16 protein-coding genes and 4 tRNA genes are annotated in these 16,374 nt (G+C 67.4%); 13 read left to right on the top strand and 7 right to left on the bottom strand.

Annotated elements, in window-relative coordinates; genetic code table 11:
* Window positions 1–64: 64 nt before the first annotated feature.
* The 3 genes from F3087_RS31840 (at window position 65) to F3087_RS31830 (ending at window position 1,620) form a co-directional block, all read left to right on the top strand.
* Entirely contained in the window at window positions 65–631 is a 567-nt protein-coding gene (locus tag F3087_RS31840) for an amino-acid N-acetyltransferase (protein ID WP_191094236.1), read from the top strand.
* Window positions 632–648: 17 nt separating this feature from the next.
* Window positions 649–933 (top strand): YciI family protein, encoded by a 285-nt coding sequence (locus F3087_RS31835; protein ID WP_150405794.1) that lies wholly within the window; start codon window positions 649–651, stop codon window positions 931–933.
* 159 nt (window positions 934–1,092) lie between these two features.
* Window positions 1,093–1,620, top strand: a complete 528-nt coding sequence (locus F3087_RS31830; RefSeq protein WP_150405793.1) for a hypothetical protein — start codon at window positions 1,093–1,095, stop codon at window positions 1,618–1,620.
* A 15-nt stretch (window positions 1,621–1,635) separates the two neighbouring features.
* Here the strand turns inward: F3087_RS31830 and F3087_RS31825 are convergent, their stop codons facing one another.
* Window positions 1,636–2,619, bottom strand: a complete 984-nt coding sequence (locus F3087_RS31825; protein WP_150405792.1) for a TerC family protein — start codon at window positions 2,617–2,619, stop codon at window positions 1,636–1,638.
* A 133-nt stretch (window positions 2,620–2,752) separates the two neighbouring features.
* Here F3087_RS31825 and F3087_RS31820 point away from each other — a divergent pair, with 133 nt between their 5' ends.
* From F3087_RS31820 to F3087_RS31795, 6 genes are all read left to right on the top strand, one after another.
* Window positions 2,753–3,589 carry a class I SAM-dependent methyltransferase gene (locus tag F3087_RS31820; RefSeq protein ID WP_150405791.1) on the top strand — a complete coding sequence of 279 codons (837 nt, stop codon included), beginning with the start codon at window positions 2,753–2,755 and terminating at the stop codon, window positions 3,587–3,589.
* Window positions 3,590–3,625: 36 nt separating this feature from the next.
* Window positions 3,626–4,252, top strand: coding sequence for a hypothetical protein (locus F3087_RS31815; protein WP_150405790.1), 627 nt, complete (start codon window positions 3,626–3,628; stop codon window positions 4,250–4,252).
* Window positions 4,253–4,521: 269 nt separating this feature from the next.
* Window positions 4,522–4,595 (top strand) — tRNA-OTHER (locus tag F3087_RS31810).
* A gap of 80 nt (window positions 4,596–4,675) precedes the next feature.
* A tRNA-Arg gene (locus F3087_RS31805) sits at window positions 4,676–4,747 on the top strand.
* A gap of 10 nt (window positions 4,748–4,757) precedes the next feature.
* Window positions 4,758–4,831, top strand: a tRNA-Leu gene (locus tag F3087_RS31800).
* Window positions 4,832–4,859: 28 nt separating this feature from the next.
* Window positions 4,860–4,935 (top strand) — tRNA-Arg (locus F3087_RS31795).
* A gap of 265 nt (window positions 4,936–5,200) precedes the next feature.
* Here the strand turns inward: F3087_RS31795 and F3087_RS31790 are convergent.
* The gene (locus F3087_RS31790) at window positions 5,201–5,692 is read right to left on the bottom strand and encodes a hypothetical protein (protein ID WP_150405789.1); all 492 of its coding nucleotides are present in this window, start codon (window positions 5,690–5,692) and stop codon (window positions 5,201–5,203) included.
* A 121-nt stretch (window positions 5,693–5,813) separates the two neighbouring features.
* The gene (locus tag F3087_RS31785) at window positions 5,814–6,104 is read right to left on the bottom strand and encodes a hypothetical protein (protein WP_150405788.1); all 291 of its coding nucleotides are present in this window, start codon (window positions 6,102–6,104) and stop codon (window positions 5,814–5,816) included.
* A 355-nt stretch (window positions 6,105–6,459) separates the two neighbouring features.
* Between F3087_RS31785 and F3087_RS31780 the strand changes: the two genes are divergently transcribed.
* Complete coding sequence (locus F3087_RS31780) at window positions 6,460–7,575, top strand: protein kinase family protein (RefSeq protein WP_223885498.1); 1,116 nt, start codon at window positions 6,460–6,462, stop codon at window positions 7,573–7,575.
* A gap of 253 nt (window positions 7,576–7,828) precedes the next feature.
* On the opposite strand, the gene F3087_RS31775 is transcribed toward F3087_RS31780, so the two are convergent.
* Complete coding sequence (locus F3087_RS31775; protein ID WP_150405787.1) at window positions 7,829–8,257, bottom strand: hypothetical protein; 429 nt, start codon at window positions 8,255–8,257, stop codon at window positions 7,829–7,831.
* A gap of 132 nt (window positions 8,258–8,389) precedes the next feature.
* Here F3087_RS31775 and F3087_RS31770 point away from each other — a divergent pair, with 132 nt between their 5' ends.
* Together F3087_RS31770 and F3087_RS31765 are read left to right on the top strand one after the other, a co-directional pair.
* Window positions 8,390–11,104 (top strand): AAA family ATPase, encoded by a 2,715-nt coding sequence (locus F3087_RS31770; protein WP_150405786.1) that lies wholly within the window; start codon window positions 8,390–8,392, stop codon window positions 11,102–11,104.
* Between the two features lie 141 nt (window positions 11,105–11,245).
* Window positions 11,246–12,277 carry an alpha/beta fold hydrolase gene (locus tag F3087_RS31765; RefSeq protein WP_150405785.1) on the top strand — a complete coding sequence of 344 codons (1,032 nt, stop codon included), beginning with the start codon at window positions 11,246–11,248 and terminating at the stop codon, window positions 12,275–12,277.
* A 40-nt stretch (window positions 12,278–12,317) separates the two neighbouring features.
* Here the strand turns inward: F3087_RS31765 and F3087_RS31760 are convergent, their stop codons facing one another.
* The 3 genes from F3087_RS31760 to F3087_RS31750 form a co-directional block, all read right to left on the bottom strand.
* Window positions 12,318–13,913 (bottom strand): ABC-F family ATP-binding cassette domain-containing protein, encoded by a 1,596-nt coding sequence (locus F3087_RS31760; RefSeq protein WP_150405784.1) that lies wholly within the window; start codon window positions 13,911–13,913, stop codon window positions 12,318–12,320.
* A gap of 299 nt (window positions 13,914–14,212) precedes the next feature.
* Window positions 14,213–15,061: an alpha/beta fold hydrolase gene (locus F3087_RS31755; RefSeq protein WP_150405783.1), complete on the bottom strand. Its 849-nt coding sequence runs from the start codon at window positions 15,059–15,061 to the stop codon at window positions 14,213–14,215.
* Window positions 15,062–15,192: 131 nt separating this feature from the next.
* On the bottom strand, window positions 15,193–15,681 hold the full coding sequence (locus F3087_RS31750) for a YkgB family protein (protein ID WP_150405782.1): 489 nt from the start codon (window positions 15,679–15,681) through the stop codon (window positions 15,193–15,195).
* 120 nt (window positions 15,682–15,801) lie between these two features.
* On the opposite strand from F3087_RS31750, the gene F3087_RS31745 reads away from it, so the two are divergent.
* Window positions 15,802–16,371, top strand: coding sequence for a CGNR zinc finger domain-containing protein (locus F3087_RS31745; protein ID WP_150405781.1), 570 nt, complete (start codon window positions 15,802–15,804; stop codon window positions 16,369–16,371).
* The last annotated feature ends 3 nt before the right edge of the window (window positions 16,372–16,374 follow it).

Here is a 16,374-nt window from a genome sequence, read left to right as displayed (position 1 = left end):
GGGACGACTGGATGTGCGGCACACGTTCAGCCTATCGGTAACCCACCCGACTACTCTGCACCCCATGAACTCTCGGGGACCACTAGGTGGTTCGACCAGCGACGCACATCCGGGCGTGCCTCTCGGCGCGAACAGCTCCGCACTGGTCGTCCGACGCGCGCGAACCTCCGACGTGCCCGAGATCAAACGCCTCGTCGATGTCTACGCCGGCCGGATACTGCTGGAAAAGAACCTGGTCACGCTCTATGAGGCAGTGCAGGAATTCTGGGTGGCCGAGCTGGACGGCCGGGTCGTCGGCTGCGGGGCGCTGCACGTGCTGTGGGCCGATCTCGGCGAGGTGCGCACGGTCGCGGTGCATCCGGATGTCAAGGGCAGCGGCGTCGGCCGGGTCGTGGTGGAGCATCTGATCGCGGTGGCCCGCGAGCTGGAACTGCGGCGGGTGTTCGTGCTGACCTTCGAGGTGGAGTTCTTCGCGCGGCACGGTTTCGCCGAGATCGAGGGAACGCCGGTGACGGCCGAGGTGTACGCGGAGATGTGCCGGTCCTACGACACCGGCGTCGCGGAGTTCCTCGACCTGAGCTACGTGAAGCCGAACACGCTCGGCAATACTCGGATGCTGCTCACTCTCTGACAGGAAGCGATTCACTCGTGCCGATATTCGCCGTTCACTACACCTACTCCGAGGCCACGGTCCCGGGCCGGGATACCCATCGCCCGGCGCACCGCGGCTGGCTCGCCGATCAGCTCGCGGCGGGCGCCCTGCTGACCAGCGGACCGTACCCGGACGGATCCGGCGCGCTGCTGCTGTTCCAGGCCGCGGACGCGGATGCGCTGAACGCGTTGCTCGTGGTGGACCCGTTCGCCCAGGAGCGGCTGATCGATGGCGTGCGCGTCGTCGAATGGCTGCCGGTGCTGGGCGCTTTCGCGTCCTGAACCTGCCACCCGCTCGCCCGTCCTGATTCCCCTTTTGCCGGTTCTTCCTGCGGGGAATCAGGCGGCGAGGCCGGGTACCCTGCCGAAGACAGCTAACTTCCGGCGACACACCGTGCGCGATACGGACATACCCCCTACCACAGCGGCAGACTCGCGGCCATGCGCACATACGTAGCGGTTTTCGCGTCGACGGCTGCCACCGCTGGCCTGTTGTACGCGTACCTGGGCGTACCGGACAAATCGGACCCAGCAACTTCCTCGTCGGCCCGCCCGCTGACCCAGCCCGGCGTCGCCGACCCGGTGCTGTACCGCGACGCCGACGGCTATTACTTCCAGACGGCGGACCGGCAGATCACCTGCGGCATCCTCGATCAGCCGAACGGCCAGCCGCGCCGGACCGCGGGTTGCCAGGGCGCGACCGGTCCCGCGCCGCCGCACATGCAGAAATGCTGGAGCACCGATCCGGCGGCCGCGGCCGTGGCGGTCGGCGCGGACGCCGGATACCTCTGCGTGAATCAGGGCTTCTACACCGGGCCGCAGCTCGCGGCCGGCCCGGTGCTGCCCGCCGGATCCACCCTGCACGCGCATGGATTCACCTGCCGCGCCGACACTTTCAGCGTCACCTGCAGCAATGATGAAGACGGGCACGGGTTCGAGATCGCGCCGGACAGCAACCGGGTGTTCTGAGCGTTCGCGCCCCGCTCAGTCCGATCGAGCGCGGGAGCGGGTACGCAGCAGGCTGGCGACCGTCGCGACGACCAGGATGCCGATGATCACACTGAGCGAGACCCCGGTGGAGATTTCCGGCACGCTGACGTGTTCGCCGCCGTTGATGAACGGCAGCGTGTTCTCGTGCAACGCGTGCAGCACCAGCTTCACGCCGATGAACGCGAGGATCGCGGACAGGCCGTAGGACAGATAGACCAGACGATCGAGGAGTCCACCGATCAGGAAGTACAACTGCCGTAAACCCATGAGCGCGAACGCGTTTGCGGTGAATACCAGGTACGGCTCGCTCGTCAGACCGTAGATCGCCGGGATCGAGTCCAGGGCGAACAGCAGGTCGGCGAAGCCGATCGCCAGCAACGCCAGCAGCAGCGGGGTCACCACGCGGCGTCCGTCGATCCGGGTGACCAGCTTGTCGCCGTCGTAGCTGTCGGTGGTCGGCAGTATCCGTTTGGCCAGCGCGACGACCCGGCTGTCGCGCTTCTCCTCGTGCTCGGCCTCGTGGCCGCTCTCGGTGACCAGCTTGATCGCGGTGTAGATCAGGAACAGGCCGAACAGATAGAACACCCAGCTGAAGGCGCTGATCGCGGCCGCGCCGACGGCGATGAACACCCCGCGCATCACCAGCGCGATCACGATGCCGATCAGCAGCGCCTTCTGCTGATACATCCGCGGCACCGCGAAGGTCGACATGATGATGAGGAAGATGAACAGGTTGTCCACCGAGAGCGCCTTCTCGGTGACGAAGCCCGCGTAGTACTCCCCCGCGAATGTCGAACCCCACCGCCAGGCGACGAAACCGCCGAAGGCCAGGGCGATTCCGATGTAGACCGCGGACCAGAATCCGGACTCGCGGAAGGTCGGTTCGTGCGGGGTGCGCACATGGGCGAAGAAGTCGAAGACGAACAAGCCGAGGATCACCACGCAGGTGATCACCCATTCGAGAGCGGTTACCTGCATGCGGTGCGTCGATCGGTAGCGAAGGTCATGGCGTCCATCATGCCCGATTTGTCCGTTCTAGTCGGCTAGCGGTGTGGTTGCTGACCATAATTTCACATGCGCGCGCCGCGGCGTCCGTGCCAGAGTGACGTCCGTGACCGACGACTACCTCCGCCTCAACCGGGCCAACTGGGACGAGCGCGCACCCGTGCACGCCGCATCGCGCGACTACGCGGTGCAGCGGTTCCTCACCGAACCGGACTTTCTCAGCGAGGTCGTCCGGTTCGATCGGCCGCTGCTCGGCGACATCGACGGGCTGCGCGGGGTGCACCTGCAATGCCACATCGGCACCGACACCCTCTCGCTGGCTCGGCTCGGCGCGACCATGACCGGGCTCGACTTCTCCCCCGCGTCGCTGGCGCAGGCGCGGTTGCTGGCCGAAAAGGCCGGGGCAGGTATCGATTTCGTCGAATCGAACGTCTACGACGCGGTATCCGCCCTCGGCGGAGCGCAATTCGACCTGGTGTACACGGGAATCGGTGCGCTGTGCTGGCTTCCGAGCATCGAGCGCTGGGCACGGACCGTCGCCGGGCTCTTACGACCGGGTGGACAGCTGTTCATCCGGGACAGCCATCCGATGCTGTGCACGATCGATGAAACCCACACGGAGCGACTGGTTGTCGGCTACCCGTACTTCGAAACGCCGGAGCCGATGGTGTTTTCCGACGGCGGCACCTACGTCGAGACCGACGCCGAGTTCGTCCAGACCACGACCCACGAATGGAACCACGGGTTCGGCGAGATCGTGACCGCGCTGCTGCGCGCCGGCCTCTCGATCACCGGGCTGACCGAGCATCGAAGCGTGCCGTGGGAGGCGTTGCCCGGGAAGATGACGCGCGGCGAGGGTGACGAATGGCACCTCACGGAACACCCCGAGCGGTTGCCGCTCAGCTTCACGGTGCAGGCGCGCAAACCGCCCGGCGCGTCCTGACCGAAAGGCTCGCGGGCTCGGTACAGAATGCCCCTCATGCAAATCCGAGGAGCTCGTATCGCTGTGGTGCCCTGCGCCGTCGCGCTGGCGTTGCTGGCCGGGTGTGGCAATGACGACAAGGGTTCGGACGCGCCGACGACCCGCAGCTCGGCGCCGCCGAGTGCAGCCGTGACCAGTTCTCCGGTCGTGCCCACGACCCCGGCGCCGACCTCCCCGGCCGCGCCCACCACGACGCGTGGTCCCGTCTCCGGTCCAGTCGATCCGGCGCAGTACCGGCAGTCGATGGGGTACTACTTCCAGTCGCCGAGCGGGTCGTTCCTCTGCGCGATCCTCGATCAGCCGATCGATGACAACGCCCAAGCCGGTTGCCAGGGAGCGACTTCCCCAGTGCCCGCACAGTTCAAGGACTGCTGGAGCAAGCACCCGCAGGCGAGCGCGCTCACCGTCGGCACGCACTCCGAAGCGCTCTGCTTGAACCAGGGCGTGTTCGTCGGCGCGCCGACCGACGGCGGCAACCGTGGCGGCGGCCGGGTGCTGCCGTACGGTGGGATGCTCACCGTGGGAGCGTTCACCTGTGACTCCGCCGAGAGCGGAGTGACCTGCACGAACGACACCACCGGTGCCGGGTTCAAGATCTCACGGGAGTCCAACCGAACCTTCTGAGTGGAAAATTCGGTTCCCATCGCGAAATCCGGATGTTAACGTCGGTACCAACAAAACACACGACCAGGAAGGCGAAGACGATGACCGGGACCCAGCAGCGACAGATGTCGCGCCGCGGTGCCTGGCAGTCGTGCGCCCATGTCGTGCTATCGACGGTCGCCTATCGACGGCTGACCGTCCGGAGCGGCCCCTGATTCGTGTCTTCTCATAGACCCGAGAAAGGGGTCACTCCGCGGCAAACGCCAAGGGGTGACCCCTTTCTCGTGCATACGGACGTAGCTCAACGCCGAAGAGCAGCGACCTCCGAAACCGCCGGTTGTGGGTTGGAGTCCCGCCGTCCGTGCTCGACAACTGAATAGCGACGATGCGCGGCAGCATGCCCGAGCGGCCGAAGGGAATCCTCCTGCTGCCACCGTGTTTCACATCCGTGTAGCTCAGTGGAAGAGCGGCACCCTCCGAAGGTGCAGGTCGGTGGTTCGACTCCACTCACGGATACGAAACCCGATCCCTCGTAGCCCAATCGGTAGAGGCACCGGACCTAGATTCCGGGAGGTGCGAGTTCGAATCTCGCCGAGGGAACCCGCTTTCCGGCCCCACCCGGGGCCCCGTGCCCGTAGCTCAGCGGAGAGAGCGCCTGCCTACGAAGCAGGAGGTCGGAGGTTCAAATCCTTCCGGGCACACCAACTTACGAGGTCGCCGACCGATGGCCTCCTTTCCTCCTCCTCGAAGCTTGGCAAGCTTCCCGAGGCTTGGCGAGGGTCGGTTGCACGAAGGTCGCGTCAGCGAATGGTGTTGGACGGCAGCTGATTTCAGACTCGACTGTTTCCGCCCGGCCGATGGCCGTTTCGTAGATCTGCGGCGTGGCCGCTTCGCTCAGCACGCACGGCGTGCAATACCGGACGTGGTCAGCATTCGCTGCCGCAGTGGGGCCAACCAGCGCTCAGTCGATCAGTGCGAATCCCTGCGCTCGATAATCGACATGCCTGCACCAGTCCCGAGATACCACCAGCCATGCGGTGGATCAGCAGCCAGCTTTCCATCCAGCAACCCGATAAACCCATCGGCCACCTCGAGGATTCGGTCCACTCCAACACCATCGGGTGTGCGCGAGAAACCATCCGAGACTGCCAAATTGGCAAGAATTATCCACTGCCGCAATCGTTCGACGGGCACACTTCCTCCCGCCAGCGCGGCACGGCGAGCGCGCTGAGCGATCCCGCGCACCCGCTCGCGATGCGCCACCACCGGCAACCGCATCGTCACCCCTATATCGGCAAGTGCCGAGCCACGGCGCCAATCCTCAACGAGGTCGCTCAGCCAAGCTTCCGCCCGGCCGACGTCTCCGGCCGCCTCGACCAGATATGCCAGCCACACATCCAGCGCATCGTCGACCGCCCAAAATCCGCGATCATCGATTTCGACGAACTTGGTTCGGCTCATCCAGCAATCATCCCAACAGTTCCGGCGCGGCGCAGTACGCAGGCACGATGGTGCTTCGTTCCGGGAGGTAGGGAAGCTCTGCGACGATATCTGGGGCCGTGACCGGAAAGCGCCTCGAAAGTTATACCGGTTCGAAGCGCACTCCGTTGAATTCGCGATCCGCTTGGGCGATCGCATCGTCAATTGTCGCGTGCCAAGTGTCCGTCAGGACGACCCAATCCTCGTCGCAATAGAAGAGGTAGAACTCTCCCGTCGTACCGGCATACCTTGCGATGGCAAGCCCGGCAACGTCGGCTCCGGGGTCACCGATTGCGGAGTGCTGTGTGACGCCAGTCGCGGACGTATCTCGAGTGAGGGCAGACACCACAACTGTTGCACCATCAAGCTCTTTCGGAGGCCTGCGGTCTTTCATCGAGGTACCTCACGGAGGATCCAACCCTCAGCGTCGATGAGATCCGAAGTCACCGCTGAATTCTAGGGCTGCGCTTCTCGACGGCTGTGGTTGACCCGATCATCGACATGAGCGCGTTCGGCTTCCCGGGTATCAGCCACCCAGCACCACTGGTTGCGGTGCCCTGTCGCACAGGGCTTCACGTGGAGATCGTGACGTAGAGTGCGGTTCCAGGGGGACAAGCCAGTACCGCCATCGGGTGCGACGACCCGGGCAGATCTGCTTCCCGCTCTGAAGGCCGCCGACACGACCGCGCGGCCATGGCTGAATCGAGGTCGGCTTCCACGTGGAGACCGCAACGAATTCCGCTGTCGCAGTGACGTCCCCGTCGCCTGACGCGGCGACGACCCGCGACATGTCACGCTCGGCGCGCCTGCAGTCCTATAGCACCGTCTCGACGGCCCTGGCGCTGCGCAGTGATCACGCGTTGTGCGAGCTCGTGGATGCGGCCGCGCCGCTGGGCGTCGGTATCGGCGGGAAGACGGCGCTGCTGGAGGTCGCCGGAACACCGGTCTTCGTGAAGCGAGTGCCCCTCACCGACCTGGAACAGCGGCCCGAGCACCTACGATCCACGGCGAACCTGTTCGACCTACCGCAGTTCTACCACTACGGCGTCGGCCTCATCGGTGGGGCGGGCTTCGGGGCCTGGCGCGAGCTCGCCGTGCACACCATGACCACGAACTGGGTGCTCGCCGACGAGCACCCAGGCTTCCCACTGGTGTACCACTGGCGGGTGCTGCCGGACACGACGCCACTGCCGACCGAACTCGCCGACATCGACCACGCCGTCGACTACTGGGACGGCCACCCTGACGTGCGCCACCGGATCGAGGCCCTGCGGGACTCTTCGGCCAGCATCGCGCTGTTCCTGGAATACATCCCACAGAACCTGCACCAGTGGCTGAACGCCCGGATCGAGGCAGGCGGCGAAGCTGCCGACCACGCCTGCGCCATGGTGGAGCGCGAACTGGCCGCCGGCACCGAGTTCATGAACAACCGTGGGCTGCTGCACCTCGACGCGCACTTCCACAACATCCTGACCGACGGTCGACGCCTCTACTTCGGCGACTACGGCCTCACGCTCTCCTGCGGGTTCGACCTCTCGCCGGAGGAGGCCGCGTTCTTCGACCGGAACCAAAGCTACGACCGCGGTTTCACTTCCACCTATCTGGTGAAGTGGTTGATCACCGCCCTCTACGGACTGGAAAGCCGGGAGACACGAGCCGCGATGGTGCGCACGATCGCCGAGGGCGAAGTGCCGCAGGGCATCTCCGAAACGGCCGCCACCATCCTCATTCGGCACGCGCCGATTGCCGCAGCGACGTCAGCGTTCACGCGCGCGTTCCAGCAGGAGAGCCGGAGCACCCCATATCCGGACCAGGAGATCTGCCGACTCCTGGACCTCCCAAGTCATTCAGGGCCCGAGCGTTAAACGACCCGCCGCACATTGCTGGGGATCGCAGACAGCCTGAATATCTATCGCAAAATCCGCACGACATGAAGGCCGGAGGTTCGAATCCTCTCTGGCACAATAACTTAGGACTAGCCGAGCAGATCACAAGCAGTGGGGCCTCGCCCGTGCATCAGTGCAGCCTCCGACCAGATCCACAGTGCCGCCGGGCCGGCCGGAACCGTTGTCGCACTGAGTCGGTCGGCCCAGCGGAACACGCGCGCGAGTGGGGACATCAGGCGGCCTTCAGCGGGCCGGCGAAGGACTTGCGCAGCGAGGACGGCCCGATCAGGGGTAGCAATGCGGCCAGTAGCTTGCCCTTGATTGCCTGCGGGGTGCGGGTCAGTTCGACTTCCACGCGGCTGCCGGTTGACTCGGGGGTCGCGTGGAAGGTCCAGCCGCCGCCTGTGCCGAAGAGCTTTGAATTGAGTGTGGTGATGGTGACGGTGTGGGTGGATGGGTTCCACTGGTAGCGGGCTCGCTCCCAGGCGGCGGCGGTGCCCTCGGTGACCTCGGCCCAGGTGTCGCCGCGGTCGTGCACGACGAAGTGCTCGGCGTCGATGGACGGCCACTGGTCGGGGCGGGTGGGGCCGAAATCGGTGAGTACCCGCACGACCTCGGCGGGAGTCAGTGTGGAGGAGAAGTGGAAACGAACGGTAGCCATGGGAATACCTTCGCCAGCACGGGCCGGTCGGCGAATCTGTCAGATGACGCTGGGTTGACGTATTCGCGGTTCAGATAGGGTCGCGACGGGTCGGAGATGTCACCGGAGGACCCGGAGAAGGGATGCCGCACGATGCCGATGGTCGGACGAGACGCCGAGCTGAAGGCTCTGGCCGCGCTGTTGGACGGGCCCGCCGAGCAGAGCGGGATCCTGATCGAGGGCGAGCCGGGGATCGGGAAGTCGGCGCTGGTCGAGGCGGCGGTCGCCGCCGCGGCGGTCGCGGGGCTGCGGGTGCTGCGCGCCGCCGGTATCGAGGCCGAGCGGAATCTGCCGTACGCCGGGCTACATCGTCTGGTCTACCCCTTGCGCCGTGGATTCGACGCTCTGCCCGCGCGTCAGGCCGAGGCGCTGACCACCGCTTTGGGCATGTCGGACGCTTCGGGAGATCCGAGCCTCTACCTGGTGGGCCTGGCCGCATTGACCGTGCTGGCCGACGCGGCCGCCGACCGGCCGCTGCTCGTCGTCGCCGAGGACGTGCACTGGCTCGACCCGGCCAGTGCCGACGTGCTCGCCTTCGTCGCGCGCCGCATCGAGGCCGAACCGCTCGTCCTGGTCGGCACCCTGCGCGACGGCAGTACCTCACCGCTGTGCGACGCCGGACTGACCGCCATGCGGCTGGACGGGCTGTCCGAGGACGAAGCGACCGCGCTGCTCGACAGCTCCGCGGCGGACTTGCCCGCAGCGGTCCGGCAGCGGGTGCGGACGGAGGCGCGGGGAAACCCGCTCGCACTGATCGAACTCCCCACGGCGGCAGCCGAACTCGCTGAGCCGACCGCGGCACTGCCGTTGACCGAACGACTGGAACGCGCGTTCTCGGCGCGCGGCGCCACACTGCCCGCGCATAGCCGCTACGCATTGTTGGTCGCTGCCGTCAACGACAGCGACTCCCTCGCCGAAACACTCACCGCCACCAGCATTCTCCTCGGTCAACCGGTCGAGCCGGAGATCCTCGCGCCCGCCGCCACAGCTCGACTGATCGAAATCGGTGCCAGCACAGTGACATTCCGGCACCCGCTGATGCGGTCGGCGCTCGCGGCGACCGCAACCGCCGACGATCTCCGCCGGGCGCACCTCGCGCTCGCCGAGGTACTCGACGCCCTGCCGAATCGCCAGGTCTGGCATCGCGCGGCCGGCACCATAGGCCCCGACGAAAAGGTGGCGACCGAACTCGAAACGACCGCGGAACAGGCGAGACACCGGGTCGGCGCGGTCGCAGCGCTGGAACGGGCCGCGGCCCTCAGCACCACGCCCGACCTCCGTGCCGATCGTCTGCTCCGTGCGGCCGAACTGGCGGTCGACTCCGGTCGCCGCGACACTGCCGAACGCTTGGTCGACGTCGCCCGCGAGCTCGCATTGGCCCCGCGGCACGAGGCTACCGCCAACTGGCTGCTCAGCGGATTCGACGATGGCATGCGCGAAAGCCCTTCGCGGATAGCCGAACTGGCCGCGACAGCGGGCTCCGTCGCGGCCGACGGGTACACCGACGCCGCGATGCGCATCCTGTGGGGTGCGGCCATGCGGTGCTTCTGGATCGAACCCGGACCCGGCACCCGCCGCGCACTCCTCGCGGTCGCCGACGCGCTCCCGATCCCCGGCGACGACCCGCGCATGGTCGCGGTGCAGGCGTATGTGGCTCCGTTCGAACGCGGCGACCAGGTCCTGCGCCACCTCCGCGCACTGGTCTCGACCACCGGCCGCGACCCGGAGGTGGACCGTTTCCTCGGCAGCGCGTCACTTCAGGTCGGCGCCTTCGACCTGGCTGCAGACTTCTCCACCGCCGCCGCCCCCGGACTGCGCGCCGCCGGACGACTAGGGCTGCTGCCCCGCGCGCTCACGGTCCAAGCCTGGAGCCTGGCCCGGCTCGGCGATCTCACCGCCGCCGCATCGGCTGCCACCGAGGCGGCCGCCTTCGCCGACGAGACCGGCCAGCCGTTCATGCACGGACTCGCCCTCGCGGTGCAGGCCGAAATCGCCGCGCTGCGTGGGGATTACCCGCAGGCGACGACGCTGACGGCGGAGGCGGAGCGGATCGGGCTGGCCGCGGGCGCGCGTCCGGTGCTGGCCACGGTCCAGCTCACCCGCGGACTCATCGCGCTCGGCGAGGGCCGGTTCGATGACGCGTTCGCCGACCTGAGCCGCATCCACGATTCGCGCGATCCGGCCCATTCGCCGTTCCTGCGCGGGTACTTCCTGGTCGAGCACGCCGAAGCGGCGGTGCGCGCCGGACAGTCCGACGCGATGCAGAAGTTGCTGCGCGACCTGGAACCCGCGGCCGCGCTGACCCCGTCACCCGCGCTGCACATCGGAATGCGTTACGCGCAGGCCGTTTTCGCTAACGAGGCCGCCGACGAGCGATTCACCGCCGCGCTGGCGGCCGATCTCGGCCGGTGGCCAGCCGAGCGCGGCCGGCTACACTTGGCCTACGGCGAGTGGTTGCGCCGGCAGCGCCGGGTCGTCGAATCCCGGACCCATTTGCGCACGGCCAGAGAGACTTTCGACGCCCTCGGCTTCGCCGCCTGGAGCGAGCGGGCCCGCGTGGAACTACGCGGTGCCGGCGAATCGAGCCCGGACCGCAGCCTGGACGCCCGCGACCGGCTCACCCCACACGAGCTGAGCATCGCGCAACTGGCGGCGCAGGGACTGACCAACCGGGAGATCGGGCAACGGCTGTATCTGTCGCATCGGACCGTCAGCACCCACCTGCACCGGATCTTCCCGAAGCTCGGCATCAGTGCGCGCGGCGACTTGGCCGCGCTGTTGCCGACCTCCGACGACCCGAACCCGTAGTCACCACTTGTCCCCGCGCGGCTGACCGACACTGATTACGTCATCCGACGCTCGCGGTGGCTCTCGTGCGCTGCCTAGCGTCGGTACCAGCGGTGACAAACGTCGCCGCGCATCCGCCGAGAACCGACAGCAGGAGCGCGAATGGACATCAGCAGACGATTTTTCGGTGGCGCGCTGGCGGTCGGCGCGGCGGCCGCATTGGGCGCCTGCGCCACCGACTCCACCACGCCCGCGACCACGACGCCGGGACCGGACCTGCGGGCGGGCTCCGGGGCCAACACCACGCTGGGCCCGATCAAACAGATCGACGCCGGAGTGCTCACTGTCGGATACGCCGAATTCGGTCCCAGCACCGGGCAACCCGTGATTCTGCTGCACGGCTGGCCCTACGACCCCTATAGCTACGCCGACGTCGGACCGCTGCTCGCGGCCGCCGGATACCGGGTAATCGTCCCGTTCCTACGCGGTTACGGCTCGACCACCTTCCGGTCCGCCGAGACCGTCCGCAACGGCCAGCAGACGGCGATCGCCCGCGACATCGTCGACTTCATGGACGCGCTGCACATCGACCAAGCCGTTCTCGGCGGATTCGACTGGGGCGCAAGAACAGTCGACATCATCGCCACCTTGTGGCCGCAGCGTTGCAAGGCGATCGTCGCGGTGAGCGGATACATCGTCACCCAGCAGGCGGCGCAGCAGCAGCCGCTGTCGCCGGAAGCCGAACTCGGCTGGTGGTATCAGTACTATTTCGCCACCGAACGCGGCCGCCTCGGCTACACCCGCAACCGGCACGATTTCAACAAGCTGATCTGGCAACGCGCTTCTCCCCAATGGCATTTCGACGACGCCACCTATGACCGCAGCGCGGCCGCCTTCGACAATCCCGACCATGTCGACATCGTCATCCACAACTACCGGTGGCGGCTGAGCCTGGCGCCCGGCGAGCCGCAATACGACGCCTACGAGCAGCAGCTCGCCGCCGGACCGGCCATCACCGTGCCCGCCATCACCATCGGCAGCGATTTCGACGGGGCGGCCAAGGACGGAAAACCCTACCGCGGCAAGTACTCCGGCAAATACGAGCACCGCGTGCTCGACGGCATCGGGCACAACGTCCCGCAAGAAGCGCCGCATCCGTTCGCGCAGGCGATCATCGACGCCGATCACCTGTGAGCGCTGGGGCCGGTGACACAGCACCGGCCCCAGCGTCCGGCTACAGGTAAGCGCGTTGCCGGATACCGCCGCCGGACTCGAGTTCGAGCACGGTGTCGACGCCGATCCGGCGCAGGAACGGATAGTCGTGACTGACCACCATAATCGCGCCGCGATAGTCGGCCAGCGCGTCGACGAGTTGGTCGACGCTGGCGATGTCGAGGTTGTTGGTGGGCTCGTCGAGGATCAGCACCTGCGCCGGTGGATCGGCGAGAAGCAAGCGCGCCAACGAGACTCGGAATCGCTCGCCGCCGGACAGCGTCGAGACGGGCCGCTCGACGCTGTCACCGCGCAGGAGTAGCCGGGCCAGCTGGTTGCGGATCGTGGCGGGCGGGGTGGCGGCGGCGACCGCGTGCACGTTGTCGAGCGCGCCGGCCTGCTCGTCCAGGTCATCGAGGCGTTGCGGGAGATAGCCCACCCGGTCGGTGTACAGCGTGCCCCGTTCCGGGTCGCGACCGTGGATCAGGTTCTCGATCAGCGTCGTCTTCCCCGCGCCGTTACGGCCGATCAGGGCGACGCGCTCCGGACCTTGGATGACGACGCCGCGATCGCCGTCGCGCAGTTCCGCGATGCGGCGGCTGCGCGGCACATCCGGGTCCGGCAGTTCGAGATGGATGTGTTCCTCGCGGCGCACCCGTGCCGCTGCGGATGCCAGCGCATCTTGGGCCGCAACGACTTTCGCGTCCAGCGTGGTGCGCATCGCTCCGGCCGAAGCCTGTGCCTTGCTGGCGCGGTTGCCCGCCAGGATTCGCGGAATGCCGCCGTTCTGCTGGGTGTTGCGCCCCGTGCGTTCGCGTCTGGCGAGTTTGGTCTCGGCCTCGATGCGTTGTCGTTTCTCGACTTTCAACGCCTGCTCGGCGGTGCGGGCCGCCTGCGCGGCCGCCGCCTGTTCCTGCTCGATGTGGCGCTGCCAGTCGCTGTACGGACCGCCGAACACGTCGAGAGTCGTGCCGTGCAGTTCCGCGGTGGCGTCCATGCGCTCGAGCAGTTCCAGATCGTGGCTGACCACCACCAGCGTGCCGGGCCAGGTATCCACGAATTCGGCCAGCTGGGAACGGGTTTCGCGATCGAGGTTGTTGGTCGGCTCGTCGAGCAGGGTGATCGGCGTGCGCTGCACCCGCAGGCCGGTGATCGCGATGAGCACCGCCTCGCCGCCGGAGATCTCCCCCACCTTCCGATCCAGATCGGCTGCGCTGAAACCTATTTCGTCCAGCGCCTCGTCGGCGCGGGCCTCGATGTCCCAGTCGTCGCCGATCGTGTCGAAGTGCCGCTCCGCGCTGTCGCCGGATTCGATCGCCCGCAGCGCCGCGAGAATGTCGGCGATGCCGAGCAATTGGGCGATGGTGGCGTCGCGGCCGAGGGTGAGTGTCTGCGGTAGGTAGCCCACCGCACCGGTGGTTTCGATACGTCCGGACGTCGGGGTGAGGATTCCGGCGATCAGGCGCAGCAGCGTCGATTTGCCCGCACCGTTGCGGCCGACCAGACCGGTTCGCCCGGTGGTAAGGGCGCCGTCGACTCCGGCAAGCGCGACGGTGCCGTCGGGCCATTCGAACGTCAACTGCTGCAAGGTGATCGCGGATTGCGTGGATATAGACATGGTTCGTCGACTCTTTCCTGCTCGCGAACGAGCGGGCCGCAAGTTTCGCGCCGCGGGCGCGGAGACCGTGGGCGCGGGTGATTTCGGAACTTCGCGGAAGCAGACGGAGGCGAAACAGGCGCAGGCACCAAGAAACTCAGGCCGTCCCCGATTCGGGACGCCGAGCAGAATGTGCAATCAATACGCCGCCCCCGACTGGGCGGCTACAGTCTGTCGACTTCCTCCATGATCACCCGATCACCCTAACATTCGGCTCGATTCCGCAGGCGAGGCAGACGGCGAGCTCCACGGACCGCTCGTCAGTGGGCGGTGTCGCGCGCGGCCTGCTCGATCACGTCGGCGACGGCCTCGGGCTGGGATACGGCGACCGAGTGCGACGCGGCGATCTCGGTGACGTGCGCCCGGGCCCGCTCGGCCATGAACCGCTGCGCCGCGACGGGGATGTTGAGGTCCTGCGTGGTGATCACGTCCCAGCTGGGCTTGCCGGTCCAGGCGGCGACCGTGGCCTTCTCCTCCAGTGCGGCCTGCGCGATCGGGCGCTGGGCCGCGGCCGCCAGCGCGGCGCGGTCGGCGGGCACGTCGGCGGCGAACTGGGCGCGGAACTTGTCGCGCTGGATGTAGAGATCGGTGCCGGCGCTGCCGTCCGGACCGGTGAACGGGACCGGGTCGAGCGTGCCGGGCAGCGTGGTGCCGGGGAACTTACCGGTCAGCTCGAGCGCGGTCTCGCCGGGCGCGGGCAGGAACGCCGCGACGTACACCAATGCCCGCACCTGATCGCTGCCGGCCGCGGCGGTGCTGATGACCGAGCCGCCGTAGGAGTGCCCGACCAGCACGACGGGTCCGTCGATATGACTGATCAGTCCCCGTAGCGTGGCGGCGTCGGCGACCGGGCCGCGCAGCGGATTGGCCGCCGCGACAACGGGATACCGATCCTTGCGGAGCTTGTCGATGACGTCGTTCCAGCTCGACCCGTCGGCGAACGCGCCGTGCACCAGCACGACGGTCGGCCTCGGCGCGTCCTCGGTCGGCCCGGCGTGCGTGGTGCTCGCGGTGCAGGCGACGGCGAGGCTGCCCGCGGCCACCGCGGCGGTGATCGCCGCGACCGCCCGGGCAGCGCGCCGGCTATGGGGACGTCGGATGCCGACCATGTGGTTGTTCCTTCCGCGAACCAGTGGGATTGACGGCTTCCACTGTGCGTCGGCCGCTCCCACCGCCACATCTGTCAACTGACGCCGACTATGACGTAGTCGGCCGGGTTTCCCCGGGACCGATTGGTACCTCAGTGTCGCTGAGCGCGGATGGCGGCGAGAGCCTCACCGGCAGTGGCGACCGAGACGCCGAGCAGGACCAAGTCCTTGATCAGAAACCCGCCGCCCGACCCGAGGAACGGGAAACCGTAGCCGGGCTGCCAGACGCCGGGGGCGCTGAGCATGAAGCTCAGGGTGGTCAGGAACAGGATTACGGCGCCGGCGCTGCCGATAAGGCCGACGCGCGGGGCGAAGCGCCCTGCCGCGATCGACAGCCCGATCGCGATTTCCACGACGCCGAGGACCGCCGAGAGGGCGTTCACGCTCAGCAGGTCGTAGAGCCAGGACATCAGCGGCGAACTGGCCACCAGCGGCTGAATGCCCTGCGCCTCGAAGGAGAAGAACTTCATCGCGCCGATCCAGAGGATGACCAGCGCCAAGCCATAACGGCTCAGCGCGGCCCCGATCGTCGGCACTGCGGCTACTCGATCGAACGTCGAGGTCCGGGTGATGGTTGCCATGACATGCTCCTTGCTTTCAGTGATAGCGCCGGGTTTCACTCGTAAAGTGACCGGCTAACTCGGAACACTGGTCATTGTGACCCGCAGCACCGTGACCGGTCAAGTGGTTACACTGGTCTCATGACGATGGAGGGTCGGCCCGAACCGGTGCAGCAACTGGTGGCGTTCATCAACACCCGGCACTGCCCCGACGGCGACGACGTGCTTGCCGACGGGCGAGCTCCGGGCTGGCTGGCCACCTGGCTCGGGCGCGACGACGCAGAACTGTCCGTCGAGCCGGATGCGCTACTGGCACTGCGGAATCTGCGCGAGGGCATGCGCGAGCTGGCCGCGGCCAACAACGGGCAGCAGTCCGACACCGACGTGATCCAAGGCGCGGCAACGGTTTTGGCGTCCGCGCCGGTGATCCTGCAACTCGGCGACAATCAGCAGGGCCCGCACCTGGTCGCCGATTCCGCCGCGGATCCGGCACGGCACGCCGTCGCCGCCGTGGCGCAGTCCTACCTCACCGTCCGCGCCTCCGGCGACTGGGCCAGGGTCAAATCCTGCGCCGCGGCCGACTGCCGCTGGGTCTACTTCGACACTTCACGCAACCGCTCACGCCGCTGGTGCGACATGACCAACTGCGGCAATCGGGCCAAGAATCGCACCTGGCGCGAACGGGTGCGCTCCGGCGAGCACGCCGACTGATCC

Source organism: Nocardia colli (genome assembly GCF_008704205.1).
Lineage (GTDB): Bacteria > Actinomycetota > Actinomycetes > Mycobacteriales > Mycobacteriaceae > Nocardia > Nocardia colli.
The sequence above is the reverse complement of the archived record's forward strand: the minus strand, read 5'-3'. Positions and strand labels throughout refer to the sequence as shown.

What these genes read in the sequence shown, in the direction of transcription:
- F3087_RS31765 (WP_150405785.1), top strand. Translation starts at nt 11,246, where the DNA reads ATGGACATCAGCAGACGATTTTTCGGTGGCGCGCTGGCGGTCGGCGCG.
- F3087_RS31790 (WP_150405789.1), bottom strand. Translation starts at nt 5,692, where the DNA reads ATGAGCCGAACCAAGTTCGTCGAAATCGATGATCGCGGATTTTGGGCG.
- F3087_RS31785 (WP_150405788.1), bottom strand. Translation starts at nt 6,104, where the DNA reads ATGAAAGACCGCAGGCCTCCGAAAGAGCTTGATGGTGCAACAGTTGTG.
- F3087_RS31840 (WP_191094236.1), top strand. Translation starts at nt 65, where the DNA reads ATGAACTCTCGGGGACCACTAGGTGGTTCGACCAGCGACGCACATCCG.
- F3087_RS31770 (WP_150405786.1), top strand. Translation starts at nt 8,390, where the DNA reads ATGCCGATGGTCGGACGAGACGCCGAGCTGAAGGCTCTGGCCGCGCTG.
- F3087_RS31760 (WP_150405784.1), bottom strand. Translation starts at nt 13,913, where the DNA reads ATGTCTATATCCACGCAATCCGCGATCACCTTGCAGCAGTTGACGTTC.
- F3087_RS31750 (WP_150405782.1), bottom strand. Translation starts at nt 15,681, where the DNA reads ATGGCAACCATCACCCGGACCTCGACGTTCGATCGAGTAGCCGCAGTG.
- F3087_RS31775 (WP_150405787.1), bottom strand. Translation starts at nt 8,257, where the DNA reads ATGGCTACCGTTCGTTTCCACTTCTCCTCCACACTGACTCCCGCCGAG.
- F3087_RS31745 (WP_150405781.1), top strand. Translation starts at nt 15,802, where the DNA reads ATGACGATGGAGGGTCGGCCCGAACCGGTGCAGCAACTGGTGGCGTTC.
- F3087_RS31815 (WP_150405790.1), top strand. Translation starts at nt 3,626, where the DNA reads ATGCAAATCCGAGGAGCTCGTATCGCTGTGGTGCCCTGCGCCGTCGCG.
- F3087_RS31755 (WP_150405783.1), bottom strand. Translation starts at nt 15,061, where the DNA reads ATGGTCGGCATCCGACGTCCCCATAGCCGGCGCGCTGCCCGGGCGGTC.
- F3087_RS31830 (WP_150405793.1), top strand. Translation starts at nt 1,093, where the DNA reads ATGCGCACATACGTAGCGGTTTTCGCGTCGACGGCTGCCACCGCTGGC.
- F3087_RS31825 (WP_150405792.1), bottom strand. Translation starts at nt 2,619, where the DNA reads ATGCAGGTAACCGCTCTCGAATGGGTGATCACCTGCGTGGTGATCCTC.